General features: G+C 66.2%; 24 protein-coding genes. 18 read left to right on the forward strand and 6 right to left on the reverse strand.

Annotation, left to right across the window (positions count from 1 at the left end):
- The 3 genes from tnpB to AC1AYR_RS07470 all read right to left on the reverse strand — a co-directional run.
- On the reverse strand, nucleotides 1–1,153 hold a 1,153-nt coding region (gene tnpB / locus AC1AYR_RS07460; protein ID WP_476555153.1), incomplete at its 3' end, for an IS607 family element RNA-guided endonuclease TnpB.
- Nucleotides 1,146–1,727: an IS607 family transposase gene (locus tag AC1AYR_RS07465; RefSeq protein ID WP_476512201.1), complete on the reverse strand. Its 582-nt coding sequence runs from the start codon at nucleotides 1,725–1,727 to the stop codon at nucleotides 1,146–1,148. The genes AC1AYR_RS07465 and tnpB, both read right to left, overlap by 8 nt.
- A 7-nt stretch (nucleotides 1,728–1,734) precedes the next feature.
- Nucleotides 1,735–2,496 (reverse strand): anion permease, encoded by a 762-nt coding sequence (locus AC1AYR_RS07470; RefSeq protein WP_476512200.1) that lies wholly within the window; start codon nucleotides 2,494–2,496, stop codon nucleotides 1,735–1,737.
- A 256-nt stretch (nucleotides 2,497–2,752) separates the two neighbouring features.
- Between AC1AYR_RS07470 and AC1AYR_RS07475 the strand changes: the two genes are divergently transcribed.
- From AC1AYR_RS07475 to pyrE, 9 genes are all read left to right on the forward strand, one after another.
- Complete coding sequence (locus AC1AYR_RS07475; protein ID WP_476512199.1) at nucleotides 2,753–4,417, forward strand: NAD-dependent malic enzyme; 1,665 nt, start codon at nucleotides 2,753–2,755, stop codon at nucleotides 4,415–4,417.
- A 106-nt stretch (nucleotides 4,418–4,523) separates the two neighbouring features.
- Nucleotides 4,524–5,504 (forward strand): LysR family transcriptional regulator, encoded by a 981-nt coding sequence (locus AC1AYR_RS07480; RefSeq protein ID WP_476512198.1) that lies wholly within the window; start codon nucleotides 4,524–4,526, stop codon nucleotides 5,502–5,504.
- A 198-nt stretch (nucleotides 5,505–5,702) separates the two neighbouring features.
- Nucleotides 5,703–6,665 (forward strand): aspartate carbamoyltransferase, encoded by a 963-nt coding sequence (gene pyrB / locus AC1AYR_RS07485; RefSeq protein ID WP_476512205.1) that lies wholly within the window; start codon nucleotides 5,703–5,705, stop codon nucleotides 6,663–6,665.
- A complete protein-coding gene (locus AC1AYR_RS07490) occupies nucleotides 6,665–7,099 on the forward strand; it encodes an aspartate carbamoyltransferase regulatory subunit (protein ID WP_476512197.1) in 435 nt (144 codons plus the stop codon). The genes pyrB and AC1AYR_RS07490 overlap by 1 nt, the downstream gene beginning before the upstream one ends.
- A gap of 9 nt (nucleotides 7,100–7,108) precedes the next feature.
- On the forward strand, nucleotides 7,109–8,557 hold the full coding sequence (locus tag AC1AYR_RS07495) for a dihydroorotase (protein ID WP_476512196.1): 1,449 nt from the start codon (nucleotides 7,109–7,111) through the stop codon (nucleotides 8,555–8,557).
- 131 nt (nucleotides 8,558–8,688) lie between these two features.
- Nucleotides 8,689–9,636, forward strand: a complete 948-nt coding sequence (gene pyrF / locus AC1AYR_RS07500) for an orotidine-5'-phosphate decarboxylase (RefSeq protein WP_476512195.1) — start codon at nucleotides 8,689–8,691, stop codon at nucleotides 9,634–9,636.
- A gap of 55 nt (nucleotides 9,637–9,691) precedes the next feature.
- Nucleotides 9,692–10,519 carry a dihydroorotate dehydrogenase electron transfer subunit gene (locus tag AC1AYR_RS07505; protein WP_476512194.1) on the forward strand — a complete coding sequence of 276 codons (828 nt, stop codon included), beginning with the start codon at nucleotides 9,692–9,694 and terminating at the stop codon, nucleotides 10,517–10,519.
- A 2-nt stretch (nucleotides 10,520–10,521) separates the two neighbouring features.
- Nucleotides 10,522–11,478, forward strand: coding sequence for a dihydroorotate dehydrogenase (locus AC1AYR_RS07510; RefSeq protein WP_476512193.1), 957 nt, complete (start codon nucleotides 10,522–10,524; stop codon nucleotides 11,476–11,478).
- 126 nt (nucleotides 11,479–11,604) lie between these two features.
- Nucleotides 11,605–12,306, forward strand: coding sequence for an orotate phosphoribosyltransferase (pyrE, locus tag AC1AYR_RS07515; RefSeq protein WP_101622691.1), 702 nt, complete (start codon nucleotides 11,605–11,607; stop codon nucleotides 12,304–12,306).
- A gap of 161 nt (nucleotides 12,307–12,467) precedes the next feature.
- Here the strand turns inward: pyrE and ybaK are convergent, their stop codons facing one another.
- From ybaK to AC1AYR_RS07530, 3 genes are all read right to left on the reverse strand, one after another.
- Complete coding sequence (gene ybaK / locus AC1AYR_RS07520) at nucleotides 12,468–12,977, reverse strand: Cys-tRNA(Pro) deacylase (protein WP_165784920.1); 510 nt, start codon at nucleotides 12,975–12,977, stop codon at nucleotides 12,468–12,470.
- Between the two features lie 92 nt (nucleotides 12,978–13,069).
- A complete protein-coding gene (gap, locus tag AC1AYR_RS07525; protein ID WP_101622693.1) occupies nucleotides 13,070–14,128 on the reverse strand; it encodes a type I glyceraldehyde-3-phosphate dehydrogenase in 1,059 nt (352 codons plus the stop codon).
- 230 nt (nucleotides 14,129–14,358) lie between these two features.
- The gene (locus tag AC1AYR_RS07530; protein ID WP_101622694.1) at nucleotides 14,359–15,108 is read right to left on the reverse strand and encodes a thiamine diphosphokinase; all 750 of its coding nucleotides are present in this window, start codon (nucleotides 15,106–15,108) and stop codon (nucleotides 14,359–14,361) included.
- A 49-nt stretch (nucleotides 15,109–15,157) separates the two neighbouring features.
- On the opposite strand from AC1AYR_RS07530, the gene AC1AYR_RS07535 reads away from it, so the two are divergent.
- The 9 genes from AC1AYR_RS07535 to AC1AYR_RS07575 all read left to right on the forward strand — a co-directional run bounded on the left by AC1AYR_RS07535 (nucleotide 15,158) and on the right by AC1AYR_RS07575 (nucleotide 22,810).
- Nucleotides 15,158–16,918 carry a spermidine synthase gene (locus AC1AYR_RS07535; RefSeq protein ID WP_243394462.1) on the forward strand — a complete coding sequence of 587 codons (1,761 nt, stop codon included), beginning with the start codon at nucleotides 15,158–15,160 and terminating at the stop codon, nucleotides 16,916–16,918.
- Between the two features lie 212 nt (nucleotides 16,919–17,130).
- Nucleotides 17,131–17,901, forward strand: a complete 771-nt coding sequence (gene infC, locus AC1AYR_RS07540) for a translation initiation factor IF-3 (protein ID WP_101622795.1) — start codon at nucleotides 17,131–17,133, stop codon at nucleotides 17,899–17,901.
- On the forward strand, nucleotides 17,882–18,079 hold the full coding sequence (gene rpmI / locus AC1AYR_RS07545) for a 50S ribosomal protein L35 (RefSeq protein ID WP_034526016.1): 198 nt from the start codon (nucleotides 17,882–17,884) through the stop codon (nucleotides 18,077–18,079). The genes infC and rpmI overlap by 20 nt, the downstream gene beginning before the upstream one ends.
- 53 nt (nucleotides 18,080–18,132) lie before the next feature.
- Complete coding sequence (gene rplT, locus AC1AYR_RS07550; protein ID WP_101622695.1) at nucleotides 18,133–18,516, forward strand: 50S ribosomal protein L20; 384 nt, start codon at nucleotides 18,133–18,135, stop codon at nucleotides 18,514–18,516.
- 100 nt (nucleotides 18,517–18,616) lie between these two features.
- Nucleotides 18,617–19,555, forward strand: a complete 939-nt coding sequence (xerD, locus tag AC1AYR_RS07555) for a site-specific tyrosine recombinase XerD (RefSeq protein WP_101622696.1) — start codon at nucleotides 18,617–18,619, stop codon at nucleotides 19,553–19,555.
- 36 nt (nucleotides 19,556–19,591) lie between these two features.
- On the forward strand, nucleotides 19,592–20,431 hold the full coding sequence (locus AC1AYR_RS07560; RefSeq protein ID WP_101622697.1) for a ParA family protein: 840 nt from the start codon (nucleotides 19,592–19,594) through the stop codon (nucleotides 20,429–20,431).
- Nucleotides 20,432–21,340 carry a segregation and condensation protein A gene (locus AC1AYR_RS07565; protein WP_101622698.1) on the forward strand — a complete coding sequence of 303 codons (909 nt, stop codon included), beginning with the start codon at nucleotides 20,432–20,434 and terminating at the stop codon, nucleotides 21,338–21,340.
- Nucleotides 21,337–21,909, forward strand: coding sequence for an SMC-Scp complex subunit ScpB (scpB, locus tag AC1AYR_RS07570; RefSeq protein WP_101622699.1), 573 nt, complete (start codon nucleotides 21,337–21,339; stop codon nucleotides 21,907–21,909). Before AC1AYR_RS07565 ends, scpB begins: the two co-directional genes overlap by 4 nt.
- An 82-nt stretch (nucleotides 21,910–21,991) precedes the next feature.
- The gene (locus tag AC1AYR_RS07575) at nucleotides 21,992–22,810 is read left to right on the forward strand and encodes an NUDIX hydrolase (protein ID WP_165784922.1); all 819 of its coding nucleotides are present in this window, start codon (nucleotides 21,992–21,994) and stop codon (nucleotides 22,808–22,810) included.
- The last annotated feature ends 27 nt before the right edge of the window (nucleotides 22,811–22,837 follow it).

Below are 22,837 nucleotides of genomic sequence, written 5' to 3' on the forward strand. Positions count from 1 at the left end.
GGGTCTCCGGGGCACTCCCGGCGACCATGATGTTGATGGCCGCGTTCAGGTCACGGTCCAGGGTCAGACCGCAGTCTTCGCAGTGGTAGGTTCGCTCGTCGAGGGAGAGCTTGGCTTTCACGCTCCCGCAGTCCGAGCACATCTTGCTGCTGGGATACCAGCGGTCGATCACATGCAGTCTTGTACCGGTTCTCGCGGTCTTGTATTCGAGTCGGCGTCGCAGTTCGGCGAAGGACGCGTCCTCGATCGTCTTGGCGAGCCGGTGGTTCCTGACCATGCCCGTCACGTTCAGATCCTCGATGCTGATGTCCGAGTATGTTCCGGCGAGCCAGGTGGTGAGCTTGTCCAGCAGGTCGCGCCGCTGGTTCGTGATGCGCGCGTGGATGCGGGCGACCTTGTTTCGCGCCTTGAGACGTCGCTTTGACCCCTTGGTCTTGCGGCTCAACGCTCTCTGCGCGCGTTTCAGCCGGCGTTCGGCCGTTCTGAGCGTGTGCGGGTTGTCGATGACGGTGCCGTCCGAGAGCGTGGCGAGCGTTTTGACGCCCAGATCGACGCCGACCGCCCCTCCCTGCGGGGTTCGTTTCGCCGTCGGGTCGGCGCGTTCGACGGTCAACGCGGCGTACCAGCGCCCCGCGCGGCACGAGACCGTCATGCGCAGCACCCTGGCCCCGTCCACGCGTCCCGTCACGTCCTCCATGCAGTGCACGCGGCCGATACGCGGCAGTCGCAACGCCTTCGGGTCGTCCTTGACGAGGCCGAAGCTGCCGGTCGTGTACGCGAACCGTGGCATGGCGCGGTCCTTCGCCTTGAACCTCGGGAACCCGACCCTGCGACCTTTTCGCTCGCCCTTGCGGCTCTTCGACCAGTTCGACAGAGCATCCGCCAACGATTCAAGCCCGCTGCCGTACGCCTCCTTCGAGTTCTCCCGCCACCACGGTTCTCCGTCCGCATCCACGGCCAGCGTGTCCTTGTTCGCGTTCCACCAGCGGCGCAGCGCATACAGGGACCATTCCGGCCCCTCCCCGGCCTCGATGGCGGCCTTGACATGGGCGAGACCCGCGTTGTACGCGAACCGAGCCGCCCCCGCGTGCGACAGCAGCAGCCGTTCCTGCGCCGGCGTCGGGTCCAACGCCACCCTGACGGCCTCAAGCATCACGCGCCGCCCTCAACGCGGCCTCCACCTTGCTCCTCGCCGCACGCCGCCCGTACAGTCGGGCGCACAACGAGGTCAACACCTCGGTCATGTCACGCACGAGGTCGTCATCCAGCTCCGTATCGTCCACGACGATCAGTCGTCGTCCCTGCGCGTTCAACGCGGATTCGACCAGTCCGGCGTTCATACGGGCCAGACGATCCCGATGCTCCACGATGATCGTGCCCACGGTCGGGTCGGCGAGGATGCGGTTCAATTTGCGACGTTTGTCGTTCATGCCGGAACCGGTCTCCATGACCAATTCCGGTTTCTCGACCCCCATGTTGATGGCGAACGCCTTCAACCGGTCCGCCTGACGCTGCAAGTCGGCTTTCCGATCGGAGGACGAGACACGCGCATAGCACACGACGCGCGAACCGGTCGCCGGCATATCCGTCTTCTCATACTTCGGGTCGTGGACCAGCCACACACTCCCCGACTTCTCCACGGGAACAGGCATACGGTTCTCACGGCACCACTTCCACACCGTCTGCTCGTTCAAACCCTCACGAGCCGCCCATTCCTTCGCACGCACAGGCAAATCATATCACACACCAACAAGGCAAAACAAACCAAAGCCTCAGCAGTTCACAACCCCAGGAGATCGGCGCGTCCGAGTCGGAGGCGAGTTGGGCGACGACGGGTCCCGCGGCCATGGCGGTGATGAACATGGACGAGGTGATCGCGTTCACGTTGTTCGCGGTGATGCACAGGAACGCGCCGATGCGCCTGCGTGACTCGTCGGACTTCGGCGTGGACTCCTGCATGTCGCTGATCGACGTGATGATCGGGAACAGGATGCCGCCCAGGCGCGCCGTGTTCGACGGTGTCGCCGGTGCGAGCAGCAGGTCCGCGGCCGTCAGGCCGTAGGAGATGCCGAGACTCGACTTGCCGAGCAGGCTGATGAACACGAGGGCGATGCGCCGGCCCAGACCGGTCTTCACGAATCCTTGGGCGATGAAGAACGCGGCGACGATCAGCCAGATCGACGCGGAACCGAGTCCGGAGAACGCGGCGGTCTTCGGATCCATCGTGCCGGTGAGCATTGCCACGGTCAGGCCGATGATCGCCACGGCGGACGTCGGCAACGGCTGGAGGATGAGCCCGAGGATCGTGCCGAGGAAGATCGCCAGCATGTGCATGCCCTGGGCGGTGAGCCCGTCGGGGATCGGCGCGAGATAGATGGCGAGGGTGACGGCGATGCAGGCGACTGCCTTGAGCGCCTTCGCATGCGGGGCGGCGGAGGCTGTCTTGGCTGACGATCGTGCGTTCGACGAGGACTTCAACGGTATGGACATGGTCATCGTGACTCCTTCATTGGGGCAGCCCCTCCGTCTCCATCGGTGGGAGGGGGATGATGCGACCGATTGCCCCAAGGCTACGATGCCGGCTCCGGGGCCCGCAAATAAACGGTGCCTATATGGGGCCGGGCCGCCCCGGCACGCCGTCGGCGAACGTCGGAACCGTTGTGAAACGGGGCGTGTCGCCATAGTGGATTCGCTTATTTGAGGGGAACGCGGGGCCGCTCCTATCGTGTGAGGCAACACGGCGACGAAGCCGATGACACCAGACCATCAACGACATCCAACCACAAGGAGCGACACCATGACCGGATTCGCCACACTCAAGGATTCCTTCACCAACCGCGGCCTCGCCGCCACAATCGACGAGCGCGTCGCCGACGATGTGGACGGCCTGCTGCCCGCCGCCGTGCAGTCGCTCGACATGCAGGAGGAGACCGTGTATGAGCGCTTCAGCGGCATCGAGGACGATCTCGGCAAGCGTCTGTACCTGATGGGCGTGTGCCGGGAGAACCGACGCCTGTTCTACCACGGCATGTCCAAGCATCTGACCGAATACATGCCGATCGTGTACGCGCCCACCGTCGCCCAGTCGATCATGCAGTACGACAAGTACTATCTCGGCTCCGATGTCGCCTATGTGTCCATCGAGCATCCCGAACGCATCAAGGACGCGCTGCGCCAGTACGCCGAAGGGCGCGACATCGACCTGATCGTCGCCACCGACGGCGAAGGCATCCTCGGCATCGGCGATTGGGGAGCGCAGGGCGCGGAGATCCTCACCGGCAAGCTCGCCGTCTACACGGCTGCGGCCGGCATCGACCCGGCGCGCGTGCTGCCCGTCATGATCGACGTGGGCACCGACCGCAAGGAACTCCTCGACAATCCGCGCTACGTCGGCAACCGCTTCCCGCGCGTGCGCGGCGAACGCTACGACGCGTTCATCGACGCGTTCGTGCACGACTGTCTCGAACTCTACCCGGACGCGCTGCTGCATTGGGAGGACTTCGGCCGTCCCACCGCCGCGCCGATCCTCGAACGCTACCGGGGCGACGTACTCACCCTGAACGACGACATCCAGGGCACCGGCGTGACCGTGCTCGCCGCACTCGTCGCCGCACGCCGCATCGCCGGCACCTCCTATGACGACACGCGCATCCTCGTCTTCGGTGCGGGCACCGCCGGCGTCGGCATCGCCGACCAGCTCGTCGACGATCTCGTCGTCAACGGCGGCATGGACCGCGCGGAGGCGATGGGACGCGTCGCGCTCGTCGACCGCTACGGTCTCGTCGTCGAAGGGCAGGAGGGACTGACCGACGGCCAGCGCAAGTACGCGCGCAAGGCCGACGAATTCCCGACGCTCGCCGATCCGACCGACCTGGCCTCCGTCGTCGACGCGTTCCAGCCGAGCGTGCTCATCGGCACCTCCACCCGCCCCGGCGCGTTCGACGAGCGCGTGGTGCGCGCCATGTGCAGCCATGTGGAACGCCCGCTGCTGTGCCCGATCTCCAACCCGACCGAACTCGCCGAAGCGAAGGCCGCCGACGTGATCCGCTGGTCCGAAGGCAAGGCGTTCGTCATCACCGGCACCCCGTCCGCCCCCGTCGAGTACGAGGGGGTCACCTACCATATCGGCCAGGGGAACAACGCGCTCATGTATCCGGGCATCTGCTTCGGCGCGATCGTCGGCAAGGCGCGTCTGGTCAGCGATCGCATGCTGCTCGCCGCCGCGCACGCCATCTCCGGGATGATCGACGTGGACAAGCCGGGCGCGGCCGTGCTGCCGCCCGTCAGCGATCTGAAGGAGATCTCGCGCAGGGTCGCCGTCGCCGTCGCCGAACAGGCAATCACCGAAGGGCTGAACCGCGAACCCGTGCCGGATGTCGAGGCCGCGGTCGAGGCGAACACCTGGCGTATCGGCTGAGTCCCGGCACCCTGAATCCGACTTCCGACCCGATTCCCGTCCGAGCCGCCGCGCAGCCGGAACCCACGTTACAATGACGTGTAGTTTCCCCAAGGCAAGGCGGCTCATGGCATCGATAGACAACATCCGTGATCTGGAGCTCTTCCAGCTCGTCGCCGAACTCGGCAGCTTCACCGACGCGGCCGCCGCCGGCGGCGTCTCCCAGCCCACCGTGTCGCAGGCCGTCAAACGACTCGAACGGCGGCTCGGCGCGACGCTGATCGCACGCCGCCGCTTCGGTGCCGGGGGAGAGGCGACGCTCACCGCCGCTGGCCTCGCCCTGATCCGGCACACCGCCGCCATCCTCGACGAGATCAACCGACTGCCCGACGCCGTGGCGCGTGCCGGTCTCTCCGGCGAAACGCCGTCGGACGTCTCCGTGAATACGTACAGCGTCGGATTGCCCCCCATCATCTCCGCGTATCTGCTGGGGGACGAGACCATCGACGCGTTGGCGCGCAGCCTGTCCGGCGAACTCGACGGCGAAGTCACCGTGCAGTCCGTCGGATCGCGCAAACTGCTTGGCGCCATCGAACGTCACACGGTCGATTTCGGCGCGGTGGCAGCCGTCGAATCGTCGCCGTCGTTCGGCGCTGCGCGCACGTTCAGAATCGCATCGTTCCCATTCGGTCTCGCTTATGCGAAGGGTGGTGCGGCCGCCACGGCGCTCGCCGGCAGGATGACGTTCGACCTGTCCGACGCGGCGCTGTCGCGGGGCATGCGGTTCGTCACCCTGTCCGACGATTTCGTGCACTCGAAGGCGGCGGGCGCGTTCATCCGTGCGCACATCGATCCGACGGACATCATCGAAGTCGCCGACGTGGGCACGATGAAGTCGATCATCGCGTCCGGCATCGCCGTCGGACTGATGGCGTCCATCGCCGTCGAGAAGGACGACCGTATCGCGTTCATGCCGGTGACGGGCGCGACCCTGCCCACCTTCGACGTCTACGTGTTCGACGACACGCTGTCCCGTCCCGACGTGCACGGTCGAAAGCCCGGTGCCGATGCCTTCCTCGCAGCCATCGGACGACGGCTGCCCGCATAAGGCGCGCGCGGCCGTCACGATGACGGGCGTGACGGCGTTCGGGCAAGGTGAACGGAAGGTGACGCGCGGGGGACGGCTTGTGCGGCGTGCGTCGGAGAAATGGTCTATAGTCGGATAGGTCACGTTAGTGGCCACCTTGTCCGTTTCACACACGAAAGGTGAGCCGTGTCAACTGAACAGGAACCGGCGGAGACGCCGATGCTCGGCAAGAGCGTCATCTCGCTCGACGATCTCTCCATCCCCCAGATCACCGATCTGCTGCACAAGGCGCAGTACATCGACGCGCATCGCAGGGAGGTGGCGCACGCCTGCGACGGCAGGGTGCTGGCCACGCTCTTCTACGAGCCCTCCACCCGCACGCGTCTGAGCTTCGAGACCGCGATGCTGCGTCTCGGCGGCAAGGTGATCGGCTTCGCCGGCGCGCAGCTCGCCTCCGTCTCCAAGGGCGAATCCATCGCCGACACCCTGAAGACCGTGTCCAACTACGTCGATGTGGTCGCGATCCGCCATCCGAAGGAAGGCGCGGCGCTCGTCGCCTCCCGCGCCGCCTCCGTGCCCGTCATCAACGCGGGCGACGGCGGTCACATGCACCCCACGCAGACGCTCGCCGACCTCGCCACGCTCCAGTCGCGCTTCGGCCGCGTCACCGACCTGACCGTCGGCCTGTGCGGCGACCTCATGTTCGGCCGCACCGTGCACTCGCTCATCGAGACGCTGTGCCGCTTCGGCAACGTGCGGTTCGTGCTCATCAGCCCCGACGAGCTCAAGACCCCGCAGTACGTGCTCGACCGCATCGACGCCACCCCGTCCTGCTCCTACGTGGAGGTCAAGGATCTGGTCTCCGTGATCGGCGACCTCGACGTGCTGTACATGACCCGCGTGCAGAAGGAACGCTTCTTCAACGAGGACGACTACCTGCGCCTTAGGGACACGTACATCCTCGACGAGGACAAGCTCGCCCGCGCCAAGGAGCATATGGCCGTGCTGCACCCGCTGCCGCGCGTCAACGAGATCGCCGTCGAAGTCGACGACGACCCGCGCGCCGCCTACTTCGAACAGGTGAAGAACGGCATGCTCATGCGCATGGCGCTCGAGAGCACCGTGGTGGGTGACGAGCTGCCCGGCTACGAACCGTTCGAGAACAAGGAGGTCCAGGCCTGATGGAGGTCACCAGCATCCAAAACGGCATCATCATCGACCACGTGCCCGCCGGCACCGCGCTGAAGGTGCTCGCGTATCTGAAGATCAACCCGGCGAAGACCAAGCTCGCCCTCATCATGAACACCGACAGCCATCTGTACGGCCGCAAGGACATCATCAAGATCGAGGACGAGGACGGCAAGAAGGGCCCGTCCATCGACCTCGACGTGCTCGGCCTCGTCGCGCGCACCGCGACCGTCGGCATCGTGCGCGGCGGCAGGATCGTCGAGAAGAAGACGCCCACGCTGCCCGAGCACGTGGTGAACATCCTCACCTGCCGCAACCCGCGCTGCGTGACCACGACCGAACGCGGCATCGACCAGATGTTCCACCTGACGCATTCCGAGCGTCAGGAGTACCGCTGCGACTACTGCGACGAGGAAGCGAAACTGTAAGGAGCCGATATGCCGACGCTGCGCAACATCAAGGTGTGGAACACCGACGAGGTCATCGACGTGAAGGTGCCGCTCTCCGCGGGATCGATCCTGGAAGGGGAGCGTTCCGGAGCGGAGGGGTTCGGCGATTCGGAGATCGACGCGGCCGGGCTCACGCTCGCGCCCGGATTCGCCGACCCGCACGTGCACTTCCGCGACCCCGGACAGACCTACAAGGAGTCGATGGTCTCCGGCTGCGCCGCGTCGGCCTCCGGCGGATACACCGACGTCCTCATCATGCCGAACACCGTGCCCGCGATGGACGGCGAGACGATCGTCGACCGGGACGCCCCCGGCGCCGACGAGGTGCTGTCCTCCGGCAGGAACGACGTCATCGACTTCCTGCAGCACTACGCCGCCGACCACGACGTGACGCTGCCCGTGCGCTACGACCTGTGCGTGTGCGCCTCCAAGGGGCGCGCCGGCCATGAGGCCACCGAATTCGAGCATTGGCGCCGCCACATGCCTGGCGTCGCCGACGAGACCAAGGACGCCGACCAGCTCGCGCATCCGGTCACCGCGATCAGCGACGACGGTTCCGCCGTCACCCCGGAGACGCTCGACGCGGTGTTCGCGCTCGCCAAGGAGTCCGGCCTGCCGCTCATCGAGCACTGCGAGCACCACGACACCGGCGCGGTGAACGAAGGCCCCGTCTCGCGCAAACTCGGCGTGCCCGGCATCCCCGAGGACACCGAATTGAGGATTGTCGCGCGCGACATCGCCAAGGCCCGCGAGACCGGCGTGCACGTGCACTTCCAGCACGTGAGCACCGCCGGCAGCTTCGAGGCGATCCGCGCCGCCAAGGCGGAAGGGCTGCCGGTCACCTGCGAGACCGCGCCCCACTACCTCTCCCTGAGCGACGAGGCGCTGCTCACGTACGGCACGCTCGCCAAGATGAACCCGCCGCTGCGCTCGGAGGAGGACCGCAAGGCCACGTGCGAGGCCGTCGCCGACGGCACCGTCGACCTGCTCGCCACCGACCATGCGCCGCACACCATGGCGGAGAAGGGGCTCGGTTTCCTCGACGCCCCCAACGGCATCATCGGCCTCGAATGCGCGTACGGCGTGTGCCACAAGACCCTCGTCGACGGCGGCTACATCTCCGACGAACGCCTCATCGAACTGATGAGCGTCGAGCCGATGCGTCTTATGGGCCATGAGGCCACCGACGTGACCGCGCTGCTCGACCGCGAGACCGACGCCTCGCGCGAACCGGACGCCAGGCGCGTGCTCGACCTGGGCACGGTGAAGGACACGACCGGCATCGGCCTCGTCGTGCTCGACACGTCCGGCGAGTGGACCGTCGACCCCGAGGCCTTCCACTCCAAGGCGCGCAACACCCCGTTCGGCGGATGGAAGGTGACCGGACGCCCGCTCGCCACCATCATCGGCGGCGAGATGGTGTTCAGCCGACTGTGACGGATACCCGGCAACCACCCCCAGTCACTGCGTGACAGCCCCCGCCAGCGGGGGCGGAGGTAGTGAGCACTGACCAAGTCCCCGCCAGCGGGGGCGGAGTGAACGACAAGGACTTCAACGAAAGGAAACGCATGGACCGCTTGATCGACGCCATCGAGGCGACGCAGAACCCGAGCGTCGTCGGACTCGACCCCACCGAGGCGCTCGTGCCGCCGCAGGTGGTCGCGGGGCTCGCCGAGGAGGTCAGGGATTCCGTGGAGGACCCGGCCGAGGCGCCGGCCGTACAGCTCGCCAGCGCCTTCTACGAGTTCAACCGCACCATCATCGACGCCGTCGCCGGCATCGTGCCCGCCGTCAAGCCGCAGATCGCCATGTACGAGGCGCTCGGCCCCGCCGGCGTCGACGTGTACACGATGACCTGCGACTATGCGGCCAGCCGCGGCCTGTACGTGCTCGCCGACGCCAAGCGCGGCGACATCGGCTCCACGGCCGCCGCCTACGCGTACATGCTCACCGGCGTGGACGGCTTCGACCCGTGGAAGGTCGACGCCGTCACCGTCAACCCGTACCTCGGCACCGACGGCATCACCCCGTTCGTCGACGCCGCCAAGGAAAGCGACAAGGACCTGTTCGTGCTCGTGCGCACCTCCAACCCCTCGTCCAGCGAGCTGCAGATGCTCGACCTCGCCGACGGATCGAAGGTGTACGAGCGTGTCGCCGACCTCGTCGAAGGCTGGGGCGCCGACTCGATCGGCACGCACGGCTACTCGCGCGTCGGCGCGGTCGTCGGCGCCACCCACCCCGAGGAGGGCAAGGCGCTGCGCAAGCGCATGCCGCACACGTTCTTCCTCGTGCCCGGCTACGGCGCGCAGGGCGGCACCGCCGCCGACGTGCGCGGCATGTTCGACGCGGACGGATCCGGCGCCATCGTCAACTCGTCCCGCGGCATCATCGGCGCGTGGCGGAAGGACGGGCGCTACAGCCCGTCCATGTCCGCCGACGACGCGCTTGCGCTCGTCGACGAGACGGCGCGCGACGCGGCCATCCGCATGCGCGACGACCTGCGCGCCGTGCTGTAGACCCCGGACCCGCAACACCGAAACAGACCGACCACCGACCAACGTAAGGAGCACCATGAGCGCCACCTTCACCCCGACCTATGACGTGGTGAACGAGGCCGTCGCCGCGGGATTCTTCCCGCCGCGCCATCCCGTCGACGTCACCGACGTCACCGAACCCGCGCCGGGCGTCGTCCGGCTCACCTTCCGCGACCCGTACATCGCCGAGCACGCGCGCCCCGCGCAGTTCGTGAACATCTTCACCGACGACCCGATGATGCCGATGCCGCGCCCGTTCGGCGTGAGCGAGACGCACGACGACGAGGTGAGCGTCATCTTCGCCGTCGTCGGCAAGGGCACCGCCGGATTCGCACAGCTCAAGGCCGGCGACACGATCCAGGTGCTCGGTCCCCTGGGCCGCCCGTTCGACACGAAGACGGCCGCCCACTACGTGCTCGTCGCCGGCGGCCTCGGCGTGCCGCCGCTCATCTACACGGCGCAGCGTCTCGCCGACGACCCGGCCACCCGCACCACCGCGGTGTTCGGCTACCGCAACGAGCATTTCGCCGACCGGTTCGTCGAGCCGTACGCCGACGCGACGGTGAGCATCGACGAATCGGAAGGCAACGTCATCACCCTGCTCGACCGTCTCGAAGCGGACGGCGGACTCACCGTCGACGGACTCGACACGGTGATCCTGTCCTGCGGACCGCTGCCGATGATGAAGGCCGTCGCCGCATGGGCCGCGGAACGCGACCTCGCCTGCCAGTTGAGCATGGAGCAGCGCATGGGTTGCGGCTACGGCACCTGCGTGCTGTGCACCGTGGACACCGTGGACGGACGACTCAAGGTGTGCGCCGATGGACCGGTGTTCACCCGCGAACAGCTCGGATGGGGGAAGTGAACATGACCGACGCGAAGCACACGGACCACATCAACCTGTATGAGGCCCACGAGTGGAAGCACTCCACCCAGGTGGCGGGCGTCACCTGGAAGAACCCGGTCGGCACCGCCTCCGGCACCTTCCAGTACGCGGCCGTGCGTTGGTTCTACGACGTGAGCCAGCTGGGAGCCGTCTCCACCAAGGGCTGCTCGCCCGTGCCGTGGGAGGGCAACCCGTCGCCGCGCACCGCCGAGGGCCCCGCCTCCAACATCAACGCGGTCGGCCTGCAGAACCCGGGCGTCGACCATTATCTCGTCGACGACCTGCCGAAGCTCAAGAAGGCGGGCGCCACCGTCGTGGCCAACGTGGCCGGACACTGCGACGACGACTATGCGGCCGTCGTCGCCAAGCTCGCCGACTCCGACGCCGACATGCTCGAGATCAACGTGAGCTGCCCGAACGTGACGCACGGCGGCATGAGCGTCGGCACCGATCCGGTCGCGCTCGCCAAGCTCATGGACCGTCTGCGCCCGATGACCGACAAGCCGATGATCATCAAGCTCACGCCGAACGTGACCGACATCACCGTGCCGGCGCGCGCCGCCGTCGAACACGGCGCCGACGCGCTGAGCATGATCAACACGCTGCTCGGCATGCGCATCAACATCCGCACCGGCGAACCGATCATCGCGAACACGACCGGCGGCGTGTCCGGTCCGGCCGTGCTGCCGATGGGCCTGGTCGCCGTCTACCGCACGCGCACCGTGCTGCCCGACATCCCGATCATCGGCATCGGCGGCATCGACTCCGGCGAGAAGGCGCTCGAATACCTGTATGCGGGCGCGAACGCCGTCGAGGTGGGTGCGGCCGCCCTGTTCGACCCGGTCGCGCCGCTGCGCGTGGCCCGCGAGCTCGACGACCTGCTCGACGACCGCCCCGAACTCGCCGCCAAGCTCGCCGCCGGCGAGACCTGGCGCTGAACGGACGTTCCGGACCAAATCGCACGGCCCCCGCTGGCGGGGGCTGTCGGCGTAAGCCGACTGGGGGTGGACCACCCTCCGTCACTTCGTGACACCTCCCGCCAGCGGGAGGGGAAAAGGACAGACATGACCGACAACGCATCGCTCGACATCCGATTCACGCAGTTCCTGCTCGAATCCAAGGCGCTCAAGTTCGGCGACTTCACGCTGAAGTCCGGACGCAAGTCCCCGTACTTCATCAACGCTGGCGCGTTCGACGACGGCCGCAAGATCGCCACGCTCGGCGCGTTCTACGCCGAGAAGATCGCCGCCGAGATCGAGGCCGGCAGGCTGCCGAAGGACATCGACACCGTGTTCGGCCCCGCTTACAAGGGCATCCCGCTGGGCGTATCCACCGCGATCGCCCTGACCTCCGCCCACGGCATGGAGGTCGGCTACACGTTCGACCGCAAGGAGAAGAAGGACCACGGCGACGGCGGCATGATGGTCGGCACCCAGCTGAAGGATGGCATGAAGGTGCTGCTCGTCGACGACGTGATGACCGCCGGCACCGCGGTGCGCGAGGTCATCCCGAAGCTCAAGGCCGAGGCGGATGTCGAGGTCGTCGGCCTCGTGCTGTCCGTCGACCGCATGGAGAAGACGAAGGACTCCGACCTGTCCGCGGTGAAGGCCGTCGAGGCCGAGTTTGGCTTCCCGGTGTTCGCCATCGCGAACGTGCGCGAGATCTTCGAGGCGGGACGCTCGATTCTCACCGATTCCGGCGAACCGTACGTGACCGATGCCATCAAGGCCGCGGCCGACGCATATCTCGAGCAGTACGGCGCGTGACGCCGGACGACTGAACGGATGAGGCTCCCGCCGTCCCGTATCGGGGACGACGGGAGCCTCATCCGTTCGTGGGGGAACGCGCTCGTTGGGAGCACCCCCTCGGTCCGCTTCACGGACAGATCCCCCTCAAAGGGTGCACAGGGGAGCCGGGATTGGTCGGTTCACCAGGTGCCGATGGGGGCGGCGACGGCGTCGAGGACCGTGATGAGGTCTTCGGGGGAGACGCCGACTGAGAATCCGCGTTTGCCGCCGGAGACCAGGATCGTGTCGAAGGCAAGGGCGCTTTCGTCGAGCACCGTCTTGTGCCGCGTCTTCTGGCCGAGCGGGGAGATGCCGCCGACGACATAGCCGGATTCGCGCATCGCGACCTTCGGATCGGCCATCGCGGCCTTCTTCGCGCCCACGGCCGCCGCGAGCGCCTTCAGGTCCATGTGGCCGGACACCGGCACGACGCCGACCACGCGTTCCGAACCGGTGTCGGCCATCAGCGTCTTGAACACCTGATGCTCGTCGAATCCGAGCTTCTTCGCTGCTTCCACGCCATAGCCGTCGTCCATGTGATCGTTCGAATGCTCGTACTCGTAGGGCGTGAACGCGACGCCCGCCTTCTCCAACTGCACGGTGGCCGGTGTCGAGCCGGTTCCCTTCTCGTGCTTCTTTTTCTTCGCCATGCCTCCCATGATACGAAGAAACCCCCGCCCACAGGGGCGAGGGTTTCATTCACCTGTCACGGTAAGGGCATCGCGGACGAATCCGCTCCGTCTTACTCGTTGATCTCGGCGAAGTACAGCAGGGTACGGATCATGTTGGAGGTGAAGCCGTACTCGTTGTCGTAGAAGGAGACCGTGCGGGCCAGGGTCACGCCGTCAACGGTGTTGACGTCGGTCTGGGTCGGGTCGAAGACGCCACCGTGGGTGTCGCCGAGGATGTCGGAGGAGACGATGCCCTCATCGTTGTAGCCGTAGTACTCGCAGTCGGCGAACGCGGCCTTGAAGGCCTCGTTGATCTCGTCGGCGGTGGTCTCGGTGTTGAGGACGGTGGTCAGCTCGGTGACGGAGCCGTCCGGGACCTGCACGCGCTGGGCGTGGCCCTGCAGCTTGCCGTTGACGGACGGAACGACCTTGCCGATGGCCTTGGCGGCACCGGTGGAGTGGGCGATCGTGTTGATCGCGGCGGCGCGCAGGTTGCGGCCGGTCTTGGTGCCACGCGGGCCGTCCAGCAGCATCTGGGTGCCGGTGTAGGCGTGGATGGTGGTCATGAAGCCGGCCTTGATGCCGAACTTCTCGTCCAGCAGCTTGACCATGGCGGCCATGGAGTTGGTGGTGCAGGAGCCGGCGGAGACGATCACGTCGGACGGCTTGAGGATCTCGTGGTTCACGCCGAACACAACGGTCGGGGTGACGTCGTCCTTGGCCGGGGCGGAGATCAGGACCTTCTTGGCGCCGGCGTTGATGTGGGCCTGGGACTTCTCGGCGGAGGTGTAGAAGCCGGTGCACTCGAGCACGTACTCGACACCGTCGTTCTTGACCCACGGGATGTTGTTGGCGTCCTTCTCGGCGTAGACCTTGTATTCCTTGCCGTCGACGACGATGGAGTCCTCGGTGGCCTTCACGTCGACCGGCGTGCCGTCGTCGTGACGGAAGGTGCCGTGGGTGGAATCGTACTTCAGCAGGTAGGCCAGCGTGGCCGGAGTGGTCAGATCGTTGATGGCGGCAACTTCGATGTCGCCGGCCTGGCCGCCGCGAGCCTGGAGCTCGAAGATGCGACGGAAGGCGAGACGACCGATGCGACCGAAGCCGTTGATACCAATCTTAACTGTCATGTAATTCTCCCTTGTAGGGTGACGCCGGAGCGCAAGGCACGCCGGAGCCATTGTTTACCAACATCGACCACTCTAGTGCGTCGTCTGTACGAAACGCAACGTCCCGCATCGTGTTTCAGAGGAAAATCCCGAAAATTTCGTGAGCGTTCACATAGAAGGTGTCGAAAGAACTGGGCGGCAGTGGGGAGCGGTGCGGCACGTGTATCGCGGTCTGCGCCGGACCGTGGTCGTCAACGCCGCAGCAACGGCGAGACGTGCGTGTCCAACGCGCCCAGATCGCCGCCGAATGCGTGCAGACGCGTCACGCACGGCATCGGCGCCTCGGCGGGGAACGTGACGATCAACGTGCCCTCACGCACGCCGATCGATGCCGGGACGCCGGGGCGGAACTCGTTGCTCACGCCCTGCACCGTGTCGCCCGTCAGCGTGCCGTCAAGCATCTCGTAGCGCATGCCCGGCTCGTCCACACCGCGGGACACGTCCGAATGGGAGAACACCGACACCATGCGTCCCGGCGCGGCGTCGTGCGCGGCGAAGTCGAGGCGACCGTCGCGGATCGCCGTCACGATCGTCCCGTCGCCGTGCAGGAAGCCGATGCCGCCATGACCGGCGACGAGCGCCATCAGCCGTATCGCGGAGAGCGTGTGATCGATGCGGCCTCCCAGCGCGCCGTACACATGGAACATGCGGCATCCGCGCGCCCATGCCACCTTGAGCGCACTCAGCAGATCCGGATCGTCCTTGAGCGGCGGCAGCGTGATCGTATCCGCGCTTGCGTCGGGACGGTCGCCCTCAAGCGAATCGAAATCGCCGACCACCACGTCCGGTGCCACCCCCGCCGCCCGCGCATGGTCGAGTCCGCCGTCCGCCGCGACGACGAACGCGCCGCGCGGCACCCTGATCGGCCGATAGTCCGGCGACGCATAGTATTCGCCAGCCGCGAACACCACGCACACGCGTCCCTCATCATCTGCACACATATCGATTCAGTGTACGCGCGACGCGCCGATGTCCGTTAATGTTCATCCCATGGCAGTGAAAACAGCGGCGAGCGACCGGCCGATCCTCAGATCCAAGACGTTCCTGTACGTCACCGAATTCTTCTCCGGCATGGCCGTGATGGCCGCCGAACTCGGCGCCTCGCGTCTGCTCGCACCGTACTTCTCCAGTTCGCAGATCGTATGGACCATCATCATCGGCACCATCATGATCGCGCTCGCGCTCGGCGCCGTGTTCGGCGGGAAATGGGCCGACCGCGACCCCGACCCGGACAAGCTGTACCTGCGCATCATGGCCGCCGCCGTATGGATTTCCCTCATCCCGCTCGTCGGCAAATACGTGGTCCTCCTCGTCTCCGGACTGCTCATCGTCACCGTGTCCACGAACTTCCTCGTCATCGCCGCGTTCGCCAGCTGCATGATCGTCTTCGTGCCTCCGCTGTTCCTGCTCGGCACCGTCACCGCGGGGCTCAACAAGTTCGCCACCGATTCGCTCGACGACAACGCGTCCGTTGTCGGACGGCTGTCCGCATGCAACACGATCGGCTCCATCCTCGGCACGTTCCTGCCCACATTCGTCACCATCCCCGCAGTCGGCACGTTCGTCACGTTCCTCGTCTTCTCCGGCCTGTTGCTCGCCATCCCGATCGTCTACTTCGTCTCGATGCGGGCCAAACGCGTCGCCTGCGCCGTCTCGGCCGTCGTGTTCGCCGTCTCCGCCGTACTCTCGCCGATGAGCGGATTCGCGTTCTGGGAGAACTCCTCGACCCTCGCCTACGAGGGCGAGTCCATCTACAACTACCTGCAGGTCAAGAACCTCTCCGACCGCACCATCCTGTCCACCAACGTGCTGTTCGGTGTGCAATCCGTCACGATGAAACGCGAGGGGCTCACCGGCATGTACTACGACACCGCCCTCGCCGCGCCCGCGCTCGCCGACCACGCGCGCTCGGCGCTCATCCTCGGCATGGGCACCGGCACCTACGCACGGCAGCTGAGGCGCTACTACCCGAAGATGACGGTGCAGGGCGTCGAAATCGACGCGAAGATCACGAAACTCGCCGGCGCATACTTCGACGAGCCGGACGACGTGCCTGTCGCCACCTACGACGGACGTGCGTGGCTCGCCGCGTCCCGGGAACGATACGACGTGATCATGGTCGATGCGTATCAGGACATCACCATCCCGTTCCAGATGAGCTCCGACGAGTTCTTCACGATGGTCAGGAACCACTTGAACCCCGGCGGCGTGATGGTCGTCAACATGAACATGGTCTCCGACGGACGTGGCTCCATCAACGAGGCGCTCCAGACCACCATCGCCAACGTGTTCAACGGAGCCTGCCGCATCGGCGCGACCTACACGGCCGACGTGCCCGGTACCACGAACCGTGAGCTGTTCGCCAAGGCGCCGACGGCCGCCGAACTGAAACGCTACGACGGGTGCAGCGACTCGTGGCGGCGCACCGGCGGCATCGCCACCGTCTCCGAGCCGGTCGGCAGCGACATGCGCGACGACGTGAAGGCCTCGGCGTTGAGATCCGCGACGTGGGAGCGCACGCGCGACGGCGCGCTCGCCGCATACATGAGCGAGGTCGCCTCGCGCATGGAACCGGTGCGCGACCCGTCGGCCGATGCCGGCGACCGGTCGCTGATCCTCACCGACGATCACGCACCCGTCGAACTGCTCGGCATGAGGGCGATCGACAACATCATCGCCGAACAGGCCGGACCGTACCGCGACATCCTGAAGAAGGAGGGCATCGGCGGACTGCTGCGCGAAGTGGGATGAGGCTGCGCGACACGCAGGGTGTCGTCGTCCGGGGCTGTGGTAATATGCTTCCTTGGCTTGAGAAATCAAGAAAGCGGGGCAACCCCACCTGGAAGCCTTTCACGGCCTCGGGTCCACGGCAACTGCCGGCGCATCTCGTATGATGCGCGAGTGACGTTCACGACGTCCTGTGCAATGCAACGCATGCGGCGTTTGCTTTGGTATGCCATGGAATCGAGACTGCGTCAGGTCTTACGGATGGGCTCCGCAACGGAAAACAGAGGATTGGAGTCATCATCAGCGACGAACCACGCATTAACGACGAGATTCGCGTCTCGCAGGTGCGCCTGATCGGCCCGAACGGCGAACAGGTGGGAGTCATCGCGACCTCGGTCGCCCTCAACCTGGCGAAGGAAGCGAACCTCGATCTCGTCGAGGTGGCGCCCAACGCGAAGCCTCCGGTCGCCAAGCTCATCGATTACGGCAAGTTCAAGTACAACGAGAAGATCAAGGCCCGCGAGGCCCGCCGCAATCAGAACACGGCCGAGATCAAGGAGATCCGCTTCCGCCTCAAGATCGACGACCATGATTTCGACGTGAAGAAGGGCCACGTGGTCCGCTTCCTCAACGGCGGAGACAAGGTCAAGGTCACCATCATGCTGCGCGGTCGCGAGCAGTCCCGCCCGATCGGCGGCGTGGAGCTGCTGCAGCGCCTCGCCGCGGAGGTGGAGGAGTACGGCACCGTCGAGTCCAAGCCCAAGCAGGAGGGCCGCAACATCATCATGACGCTTGCGCCCAAGGGCAAGAAGGTGCACACCCAGTCCGAGCAGCGCCGTCGCGGCGCCGAATCCCGTGCCGAGCGTCAGGCCCGACAGGCCGCGCGTCTTGCGGCCAAGCAGGAGGCGCAGGCGCAGGCCGCCGCGGAGGCGAAGGCCTCGGTCTCCGCCACGACTTCCAAGAAGCACACCAACAAGGAGGGCAGCAATGCCGAAGATGAAAACTAATTCCGCCGCTTCCAAGCGCGTCCGCCGCACTGGCACCGGCAAGCTGATGGCGGCCGGCAGCGCCATGCGCCACAACCTCGAGCACAAGTCCGCCCGCCAGCGCCGCGCGCTGAAGGCCGACGAGGTTCTGCCCACGCCGCAGACCAAGAAGCTCAACCGCCTGCTGGGCGCCCGCTGAGCCTGAATCAGAGACAAGACCTGCAAACTTCAGAAAGCTGAGGAAATAGAAATATGGCACGTGTCAAGCGCGCAGTGAACGCCCACAAGAAGCGTCGCGTCGTTCTCGAAAGGGCCTCCGGCTACCGCGGCCAGCGCTCCCGTCTGTACCGCAAGGCCAAGGAGCAGCTGCTTCACTCCTTCAACTACAACTTCCGCGACCGCAAGGCCCGCAAGGGTGACTTCCGCAAGCTGTGGATTCAGCGCATCAACGCCGCCGTCCGCGCCGAAGGCATCACCTACAACCGCTTCATCCAGGGCCTGAAGCTGGCCGGCATCGAGCTGGACCGCCGCGCCCTCGCCGAGATCGCCGTCTCCGACGCCGATACGTTCAAGACCATCGTGGAGGCCGCCAAGGCCGCCCTCCCGGAGGACGTGAACGCCCCGAAGGCCGCCTGATTCCGGTATCGCGAATCGTGTCGAAGACCCCGCCAGCCGCGGGGTCTTCGCGTTTTGTACGCCGGGCGTTCGCGGAAGGTCCGGCGAACGGGAGGATGACATGACCGACGACGACAACGACGGATTCGCGCGGCTGCTGGAGCAGTTCGCCGCGCACATCGACGTGGAGCGGGGACTCGCGAAGGCGACGGTCGCCGCGTACTCGTCCGATCTCGCGCGCTATGTCGCGTTCCTGCGTTCCCGCGGCGTGACGGACATGCGCGCCGTCACGCGGTTCGATGTGGAGGATTTCGTCGCCGCGCTGGATGCGGACGGCGAATCCGCGCGATCCAAGGCGCGTCGTCTCGCCGCCGTGCACGAATTCCACCGGTTCGCGCTCGGCCAGCATGCCGTCGCCGAAGACGTCGCCGCGGACGTGAAGGCGCCGAAGAGCGGGGCCACGTTGCCGGACGTGCTCACCGTGGACGAAGTGACGCGCCTGCTCGACGCGGTGCCGGTCCAGGGCGACGATCCGGTCATGCTGCGCGACAAGGCGCTGCTCGAATTCATGTACGCGACCGGCTGCCGCGTCTCCGAGGCGACGGCCGTGAACCTCGACGACATCGACCTGACCGACCAGCATGTGGCGCGGCTCATGGGCAAGGGGTCCAAGCAGCGGCTCGTGCCGGTCGGCGGCTACGCGTGCGTGGCGATGACGCGCTATCTCGATCTCGCAAGGCCCGTGTTGGAGGCGCGTGACCGTTCCGGCAGTCCCGAACGCCGCGCGGTGTTCCTCAACAAACGAGGGAAACGACTGTCGCGCCAATCCGTGTGGGAGGTCGTCAGGGCCGCGGGGGAGCGCGCGCACATCATGCGCCCGCTGCATCCGCACACGCTGCGTCACTCGTTCGCCACGCATCTCATCCAAGGCGGCGCGGATGTGCGCACCGTGCAGGAGCTGCTCGGCCACGCCTCCGTCACCACCACGCAGATCTACACGCATGTGAGTCCGGAGAACCTCATCGAGACGTATCTGACCGCGCATCCCCGCGCGCGATGACCCGGAAACCAAACGGAAGATGATAAGGTAAACCATATGCCTACCGATATGCTTGGACGCGAGTATGAGACCTTCCCCGCCCCCGGACCGTTGCAGCAGCATGGCCCGGCGAGGGTCATCGCCATGTGCAACCAGAAGGGCGGCGTAGGCAAGACCACCAGTTCCATCTCCATCGCCGGGGCGTTGAGCCAGTACGGGCGCAGGTGCCTCATCGTCGACTTCGATCCGCAGGGTGCCGCCACCGTGGGGCTCGGCATCAATGCGAACACCGTCGAGAAGACCATCTACAACGCGTTGTTCGATTTCCGCATGGACGTGCATGAGGTGGTGCATCACACCGCCTTCGAGAACCTCGACATCATCCCCGCGAACATCGATCTGTCCGCGGCCGAGGTGCAGCTCGTCACCGAGGTGGGGCGCGAGCAGATTCTCGCCCAGGTGCTGAAGCCGCTGCGTGCGGAATACGATGTGATCATCATCGACTGCCAGCCGTCGCTTGGTCTGCTTACCGTGAACGCGCTGACCGCCGCGGACGGCGTCATCATCCCCGTGGAGGCCGAGTTCTTCGCGCTGCGCGGCGTCGCCCTGCTCATGCAGTCCATCGAGAAGGTGCAGAACCGCATCAACCCCTCGCTCAAGGTGTACGGCGTGCTCATCACGATGTTCACGCGTACCCTGCACTGTGAGGAGGTCATGCAGCGCATCTACGAGGCGTTCCAGGACAAGGTGTTCCACACCGTCATCTCCCGGTCCATCAAATTGCCCGACTCCACCGTCGCCGCCGCGCCGATCACGATCTTCGCCCCGCAGCACAAGACCAGCAAGGAGTATCGCGAAGTGGCACGCGAACTCGTGGCCAACGGGGTCGTCGCCTGAATGGAAGACGTGAACACCACCGCGACGGCGTCCGATCCGATCGCGGCGGGGGAGCCGGACGCCGCGACGAAGGCCGCCGGCTTCACCGTGAACCTTGATGTGTACTCCGGCCCGTTCGACGTGCTGCTCGGCATGGTCGCCAACCGCCGCCTCGAACTGACCGAAGTGTCCCTGTCCGCGATCACCGAGGAGTTCCTCGACTACGCCCGCGGACTCGACTTCGCCGCGGACATGGACGAGGCGAGCTCGTTCCTCGACGTCGCGTCGATTCTCGTCGAGGCGAAGAGCGCGGCGCTCCTGCCCGCCGATCTGTCGGGGGAGCGTGACGAACGGAGCATGGAGGCGCTGCGCGAACGTGACCTGCTGTTCGCCAGACTCCTGCAATACCGGGCGTTCAAACAGGCGGCCGGTGACTTCCGCACGCGTATCGCCGCGAACGCGGGTCGGTTCCCGCATCCCGGGGAATTGGACGAGTCGATCTCGGCCATGCTGCCGGAACTCGTGTGGACGATCGGAGCCGACGATCTCGCGTCGCTGGCCGCGCGCATGTTCGCCCACGCGCCGGTCGCGACGGTGAGTACGCGCCAGCTGCACGTGCCTCTGGTCGACCTTGAGGCGCAGGCCGTGTTGGTCCGGGACAGACTGCGCGCGTTGGGCGAGGACGGCTCGATGACCTTCGCCGAACTCGTAGCCGATGCGGACGGGCGCGCGGAGGTCGTGGGACGTTTTCTCGCCGTTCTCATGTTCTTCAAACAGGGTTCCGTGCAGTTCCGTCAGGCCGGACCATATGAGGCGCTTCATCTGAGATGGATGCCGGACCAGCCCTCGTTCGCGGACGAGGGTACGGACGGCGCCGTGGTGCTCAAGGACGTGGATGCCGTATCAATCGACGAAAGGGATTTCGCATGAACGTGGAGGAGTTTCCAGGCGGATTGAAGGCGTGCCTGGAGGCGATGCTCATGGTCGCCGACGAGCCGTTGACGCCGGCCGATGCGGCGCGCGTGCTCGGCGTGGACGAGGAGACGGTGAACGACGCGTTGGAACGTCTGCGAGACGCCTACGAAGTGGCGGAACGGGGGTTCGAACTGCGCCGCACCGCACGAGGATGGCGGTTCGCGAGCCGCGCCGTGTACGAGCCGGTCGTCTCCGCGTTCGTGACCGACGGCCAGACCGCGCGCCTCGGTCAGGCCGCGTTGGAGGCGCTCGCCGTGATCGCCTACCGGCAGCCGGTCACGCGTGCGCAGATCTCCGCGATTCGCGGCGTCAACTCGGATGGTGTGATTCGCTCGCTCATCGTGCGCGGACTGGTACGCAGCCAGGGGGTCGATGCCGAATCCCGGGCCACGTTGCTCGTCACCACCGACCTGTTCCTCGAGAAGATGGGGTTCGATTCGCTCGACGACCTGCCCGAGCTCGCCCCGTTCCTGCCTGATTCGGTCGGCGAGGTCACCGCCGACGCCAGCGGCATCCACCTGTAGCACTACTTATAGTCGGTTTGACTATAAGTAGTGCTATGCTGATGCACCGTCAACGAAAACCATAATCGGACGGAAGTGGACGATGGGCATCGGCAATGTCTCCGAACGACGGCTCGCGCCGCCGCAGGTCGGCGTATCCGTCGTGATCCTGGCCCTGGGCGAGGATTCGACGGGGCGCAGTCGCCTGTGGCTGCCGCTCGTGCGACGCGTGCGTCAGCCGTTCCTCGGAGCATGGGCGTTGCCCGGCGGCGGTCTGACCGCCAACCGGTCACTCGAACAGTCGGCATACGCCGCGCTCGAATCGACCACCACGCTGCACCCGCGGTATCTGGAACAGCTGTACACGTTCGGCGACCTCGGCCGATCCCATGGGGGATTGCCGATGGTGTCCATTGTCTACTGGGCGCTCGTCGGCACCGCGGAGGCGAAGGACTTCGTCGAAGCCGACAACGTCCGCTGGTTCCCCGAGAACGACCTGCCCGAGCTCGCCTTCGACCACAAGGCGATCATCGATTACGCGCTATGGCGGTTGCGCACCAGGATCGCCTACCCGGATGTGGCCGCGCGCCTCGTCGGCGAGACGTTCACGCTCAGCCAACTGCACGACGTCGTCGAGGCCGTTACCGGAGAACCGGTCGACCTCGCCAACTTCCGCCGCCGCATCCTCGCCTCCGGCGAGCTCGAAGACACCGGCGTCAAGCAACGCGTCGGCAATCACCGGCCAGCCGCCGTCTACCGGTACGTGGCCGCCGCCTCCACGTCATGGAATCCGTATGACTGGCTGAAGGCCGACGAAGGCCGCACGGACGGTGAACACCCGGACACGACCGGTACGATCCCCGGACCTGATCCGCCGCCCGCCTCCGTGGATGACGATCCGATGTCCGCGCTCGCGCGTTGAGACGGATTCCGCCCTCCTTCTTTTCCG

Source organism: Bifidobacterium sp. LH_417 (assembly GCF_056357035.1).

Bases quoted from the DNA above. Each gene is read 5' to 3' on its own strand.
- AC1AYR_RS07470 (WP_476512200.1), bottom strand. From the start codon at position 2,496: ATGACCATGTCCATACCGTTGAAGTCCTCGTCGAACGCACGATCGTCA.
- AC1AYR_RS07475 (WP_476512199.1), top strand. From the start codon at position 2,753: ATGACACCAGACCATCAACGACATCCAACCACAAGGAGCGACACCATG.
- AC1AYR_RS07480 (WP_476512198.1), top strand. From the start codon at position 4,524: ATGGCATCGATAGACAACATCCGTGATCTGGAGCTCTTCCAGCTCGTC.
- pyrB (WP_476512205.1), top strand. From the start codon at position 5,703: ATGCTCGGCAAGAGCGTCATCTCGCTCGACGATCTCTCCATCCCCCAG.
- AC1AYR_RS07490 (WP_476512197.1), top strand. From the start codon at position 6,665: ATGGAGGTCACCAGCATCCAAAACGGCATCATCATCGACCACGTGCCC.
- AC1AYR_RS07495 (WP_476512196.1), top strand. From the start codon at position 7,109: ATGCCGACGCTGCGCAACATCAAGGTGTGGAACACCGACGAGGTCATC.
- pyrF (WP_476512195.1), top strand. From the start codon at position 8,689: ATGGACCGCTTGATCGACGCCATCGAGGCGACGCAGAACCCGAGCGTC.
- AC1AYR_RS07505 (WP_476512194.1), top strand. From the start codon at position 9,692: ATGAGCGCCACCTTCACCCCGACCTATGACGTGGTGAACGAGGCCGTC.
- AC1AYR_RS07510 (WP_476512193.1), top strand. From the start codon at position 10,522: ATGACCGACGCGAAGCACACGGACCACATCAACCTGTATGAGGCCCAC.
- pyrE (WP_101622691.1), top strand. From the start codon at position 11,605: ATGACCGACAACGCATCGCTCGACATCCGATTCACGCAGTTCCTGCTC.
- ybaK (WP_165784920.1), bottom strand. From the start codon at position 12,977: ATGGCGAAGAAAAAGAAGCACGAGAAGGGAACCGGCTCGACACCGGCC.
- gap (WP_101622693.1), bottom strand. From the start codon at position 14,128: ATGACAGTTAAGATTGGTATCAACGGCTTCGGTCGCATCGGTCGTCTC.
- AC1AYR_RS07530 (WP_101622694.1), bottom strand. From the start codon at position 15,108: ATGTGTGCAGATGATGAGGGACGCGTGTGCGTGGTGTTCGCGGCTGGC.
- AC1AYR_RS07535 (WP_243394462.1), top strand. From the start codon at position 15,158: ATGGCAGTGAAAACAGCGGCGAGCGACCGGCCGATCCTCAGATCCAAG.
- rpmI (WP_034526016.1), top strand. From the start codon at position 17,882: ATGCCGAAGATGAAAACTAATTCCGCCGCTTCCAAGCGCGTCCGCCGC.
- rplT (WP_101622695.1), top strand. From the start codon at position 18,133: ATGGCACGTGTCAAGCGCGCAGTGAACGCCCACAAGAAGCGTCGCGTC.
- xerD (WP_101622696.1), top strand. From the start codon at position 18,617: ATGACCGACGACGACAACGACGGATTCGCGCGGCTGCTGGAGCAGTTC.
- AC1AYR_RS07560 (WP_101622697.1), top strand. From the start codon at position 19,592: ATGCCTACCGATATGCTTGGACGCGAGTATGAGACCTTCCCCGCCCCC.
- AC1AYR_RS07565 (WP_101622698.1), top strand. From the start codon at position 20,432: ATGGAAGACGTGAACACCACCGCGACGGCGTCCGATCCGATCGCGGCG.
- scpB (WP_101622699.1), top strand. From the start codon at position 21,337: ATGAACGTGGAGGAGTTTCCAGGCGGATTGAAGGCGTGCCTGGAGGCG.
- AC1AYR_RS07575 (WP_165784922.1), top strand. From the start codon at position 21,992: ATGGGCATCGGCAATGTCTCCGAACGACGGCTCGCGCCGCCGCAGGTC.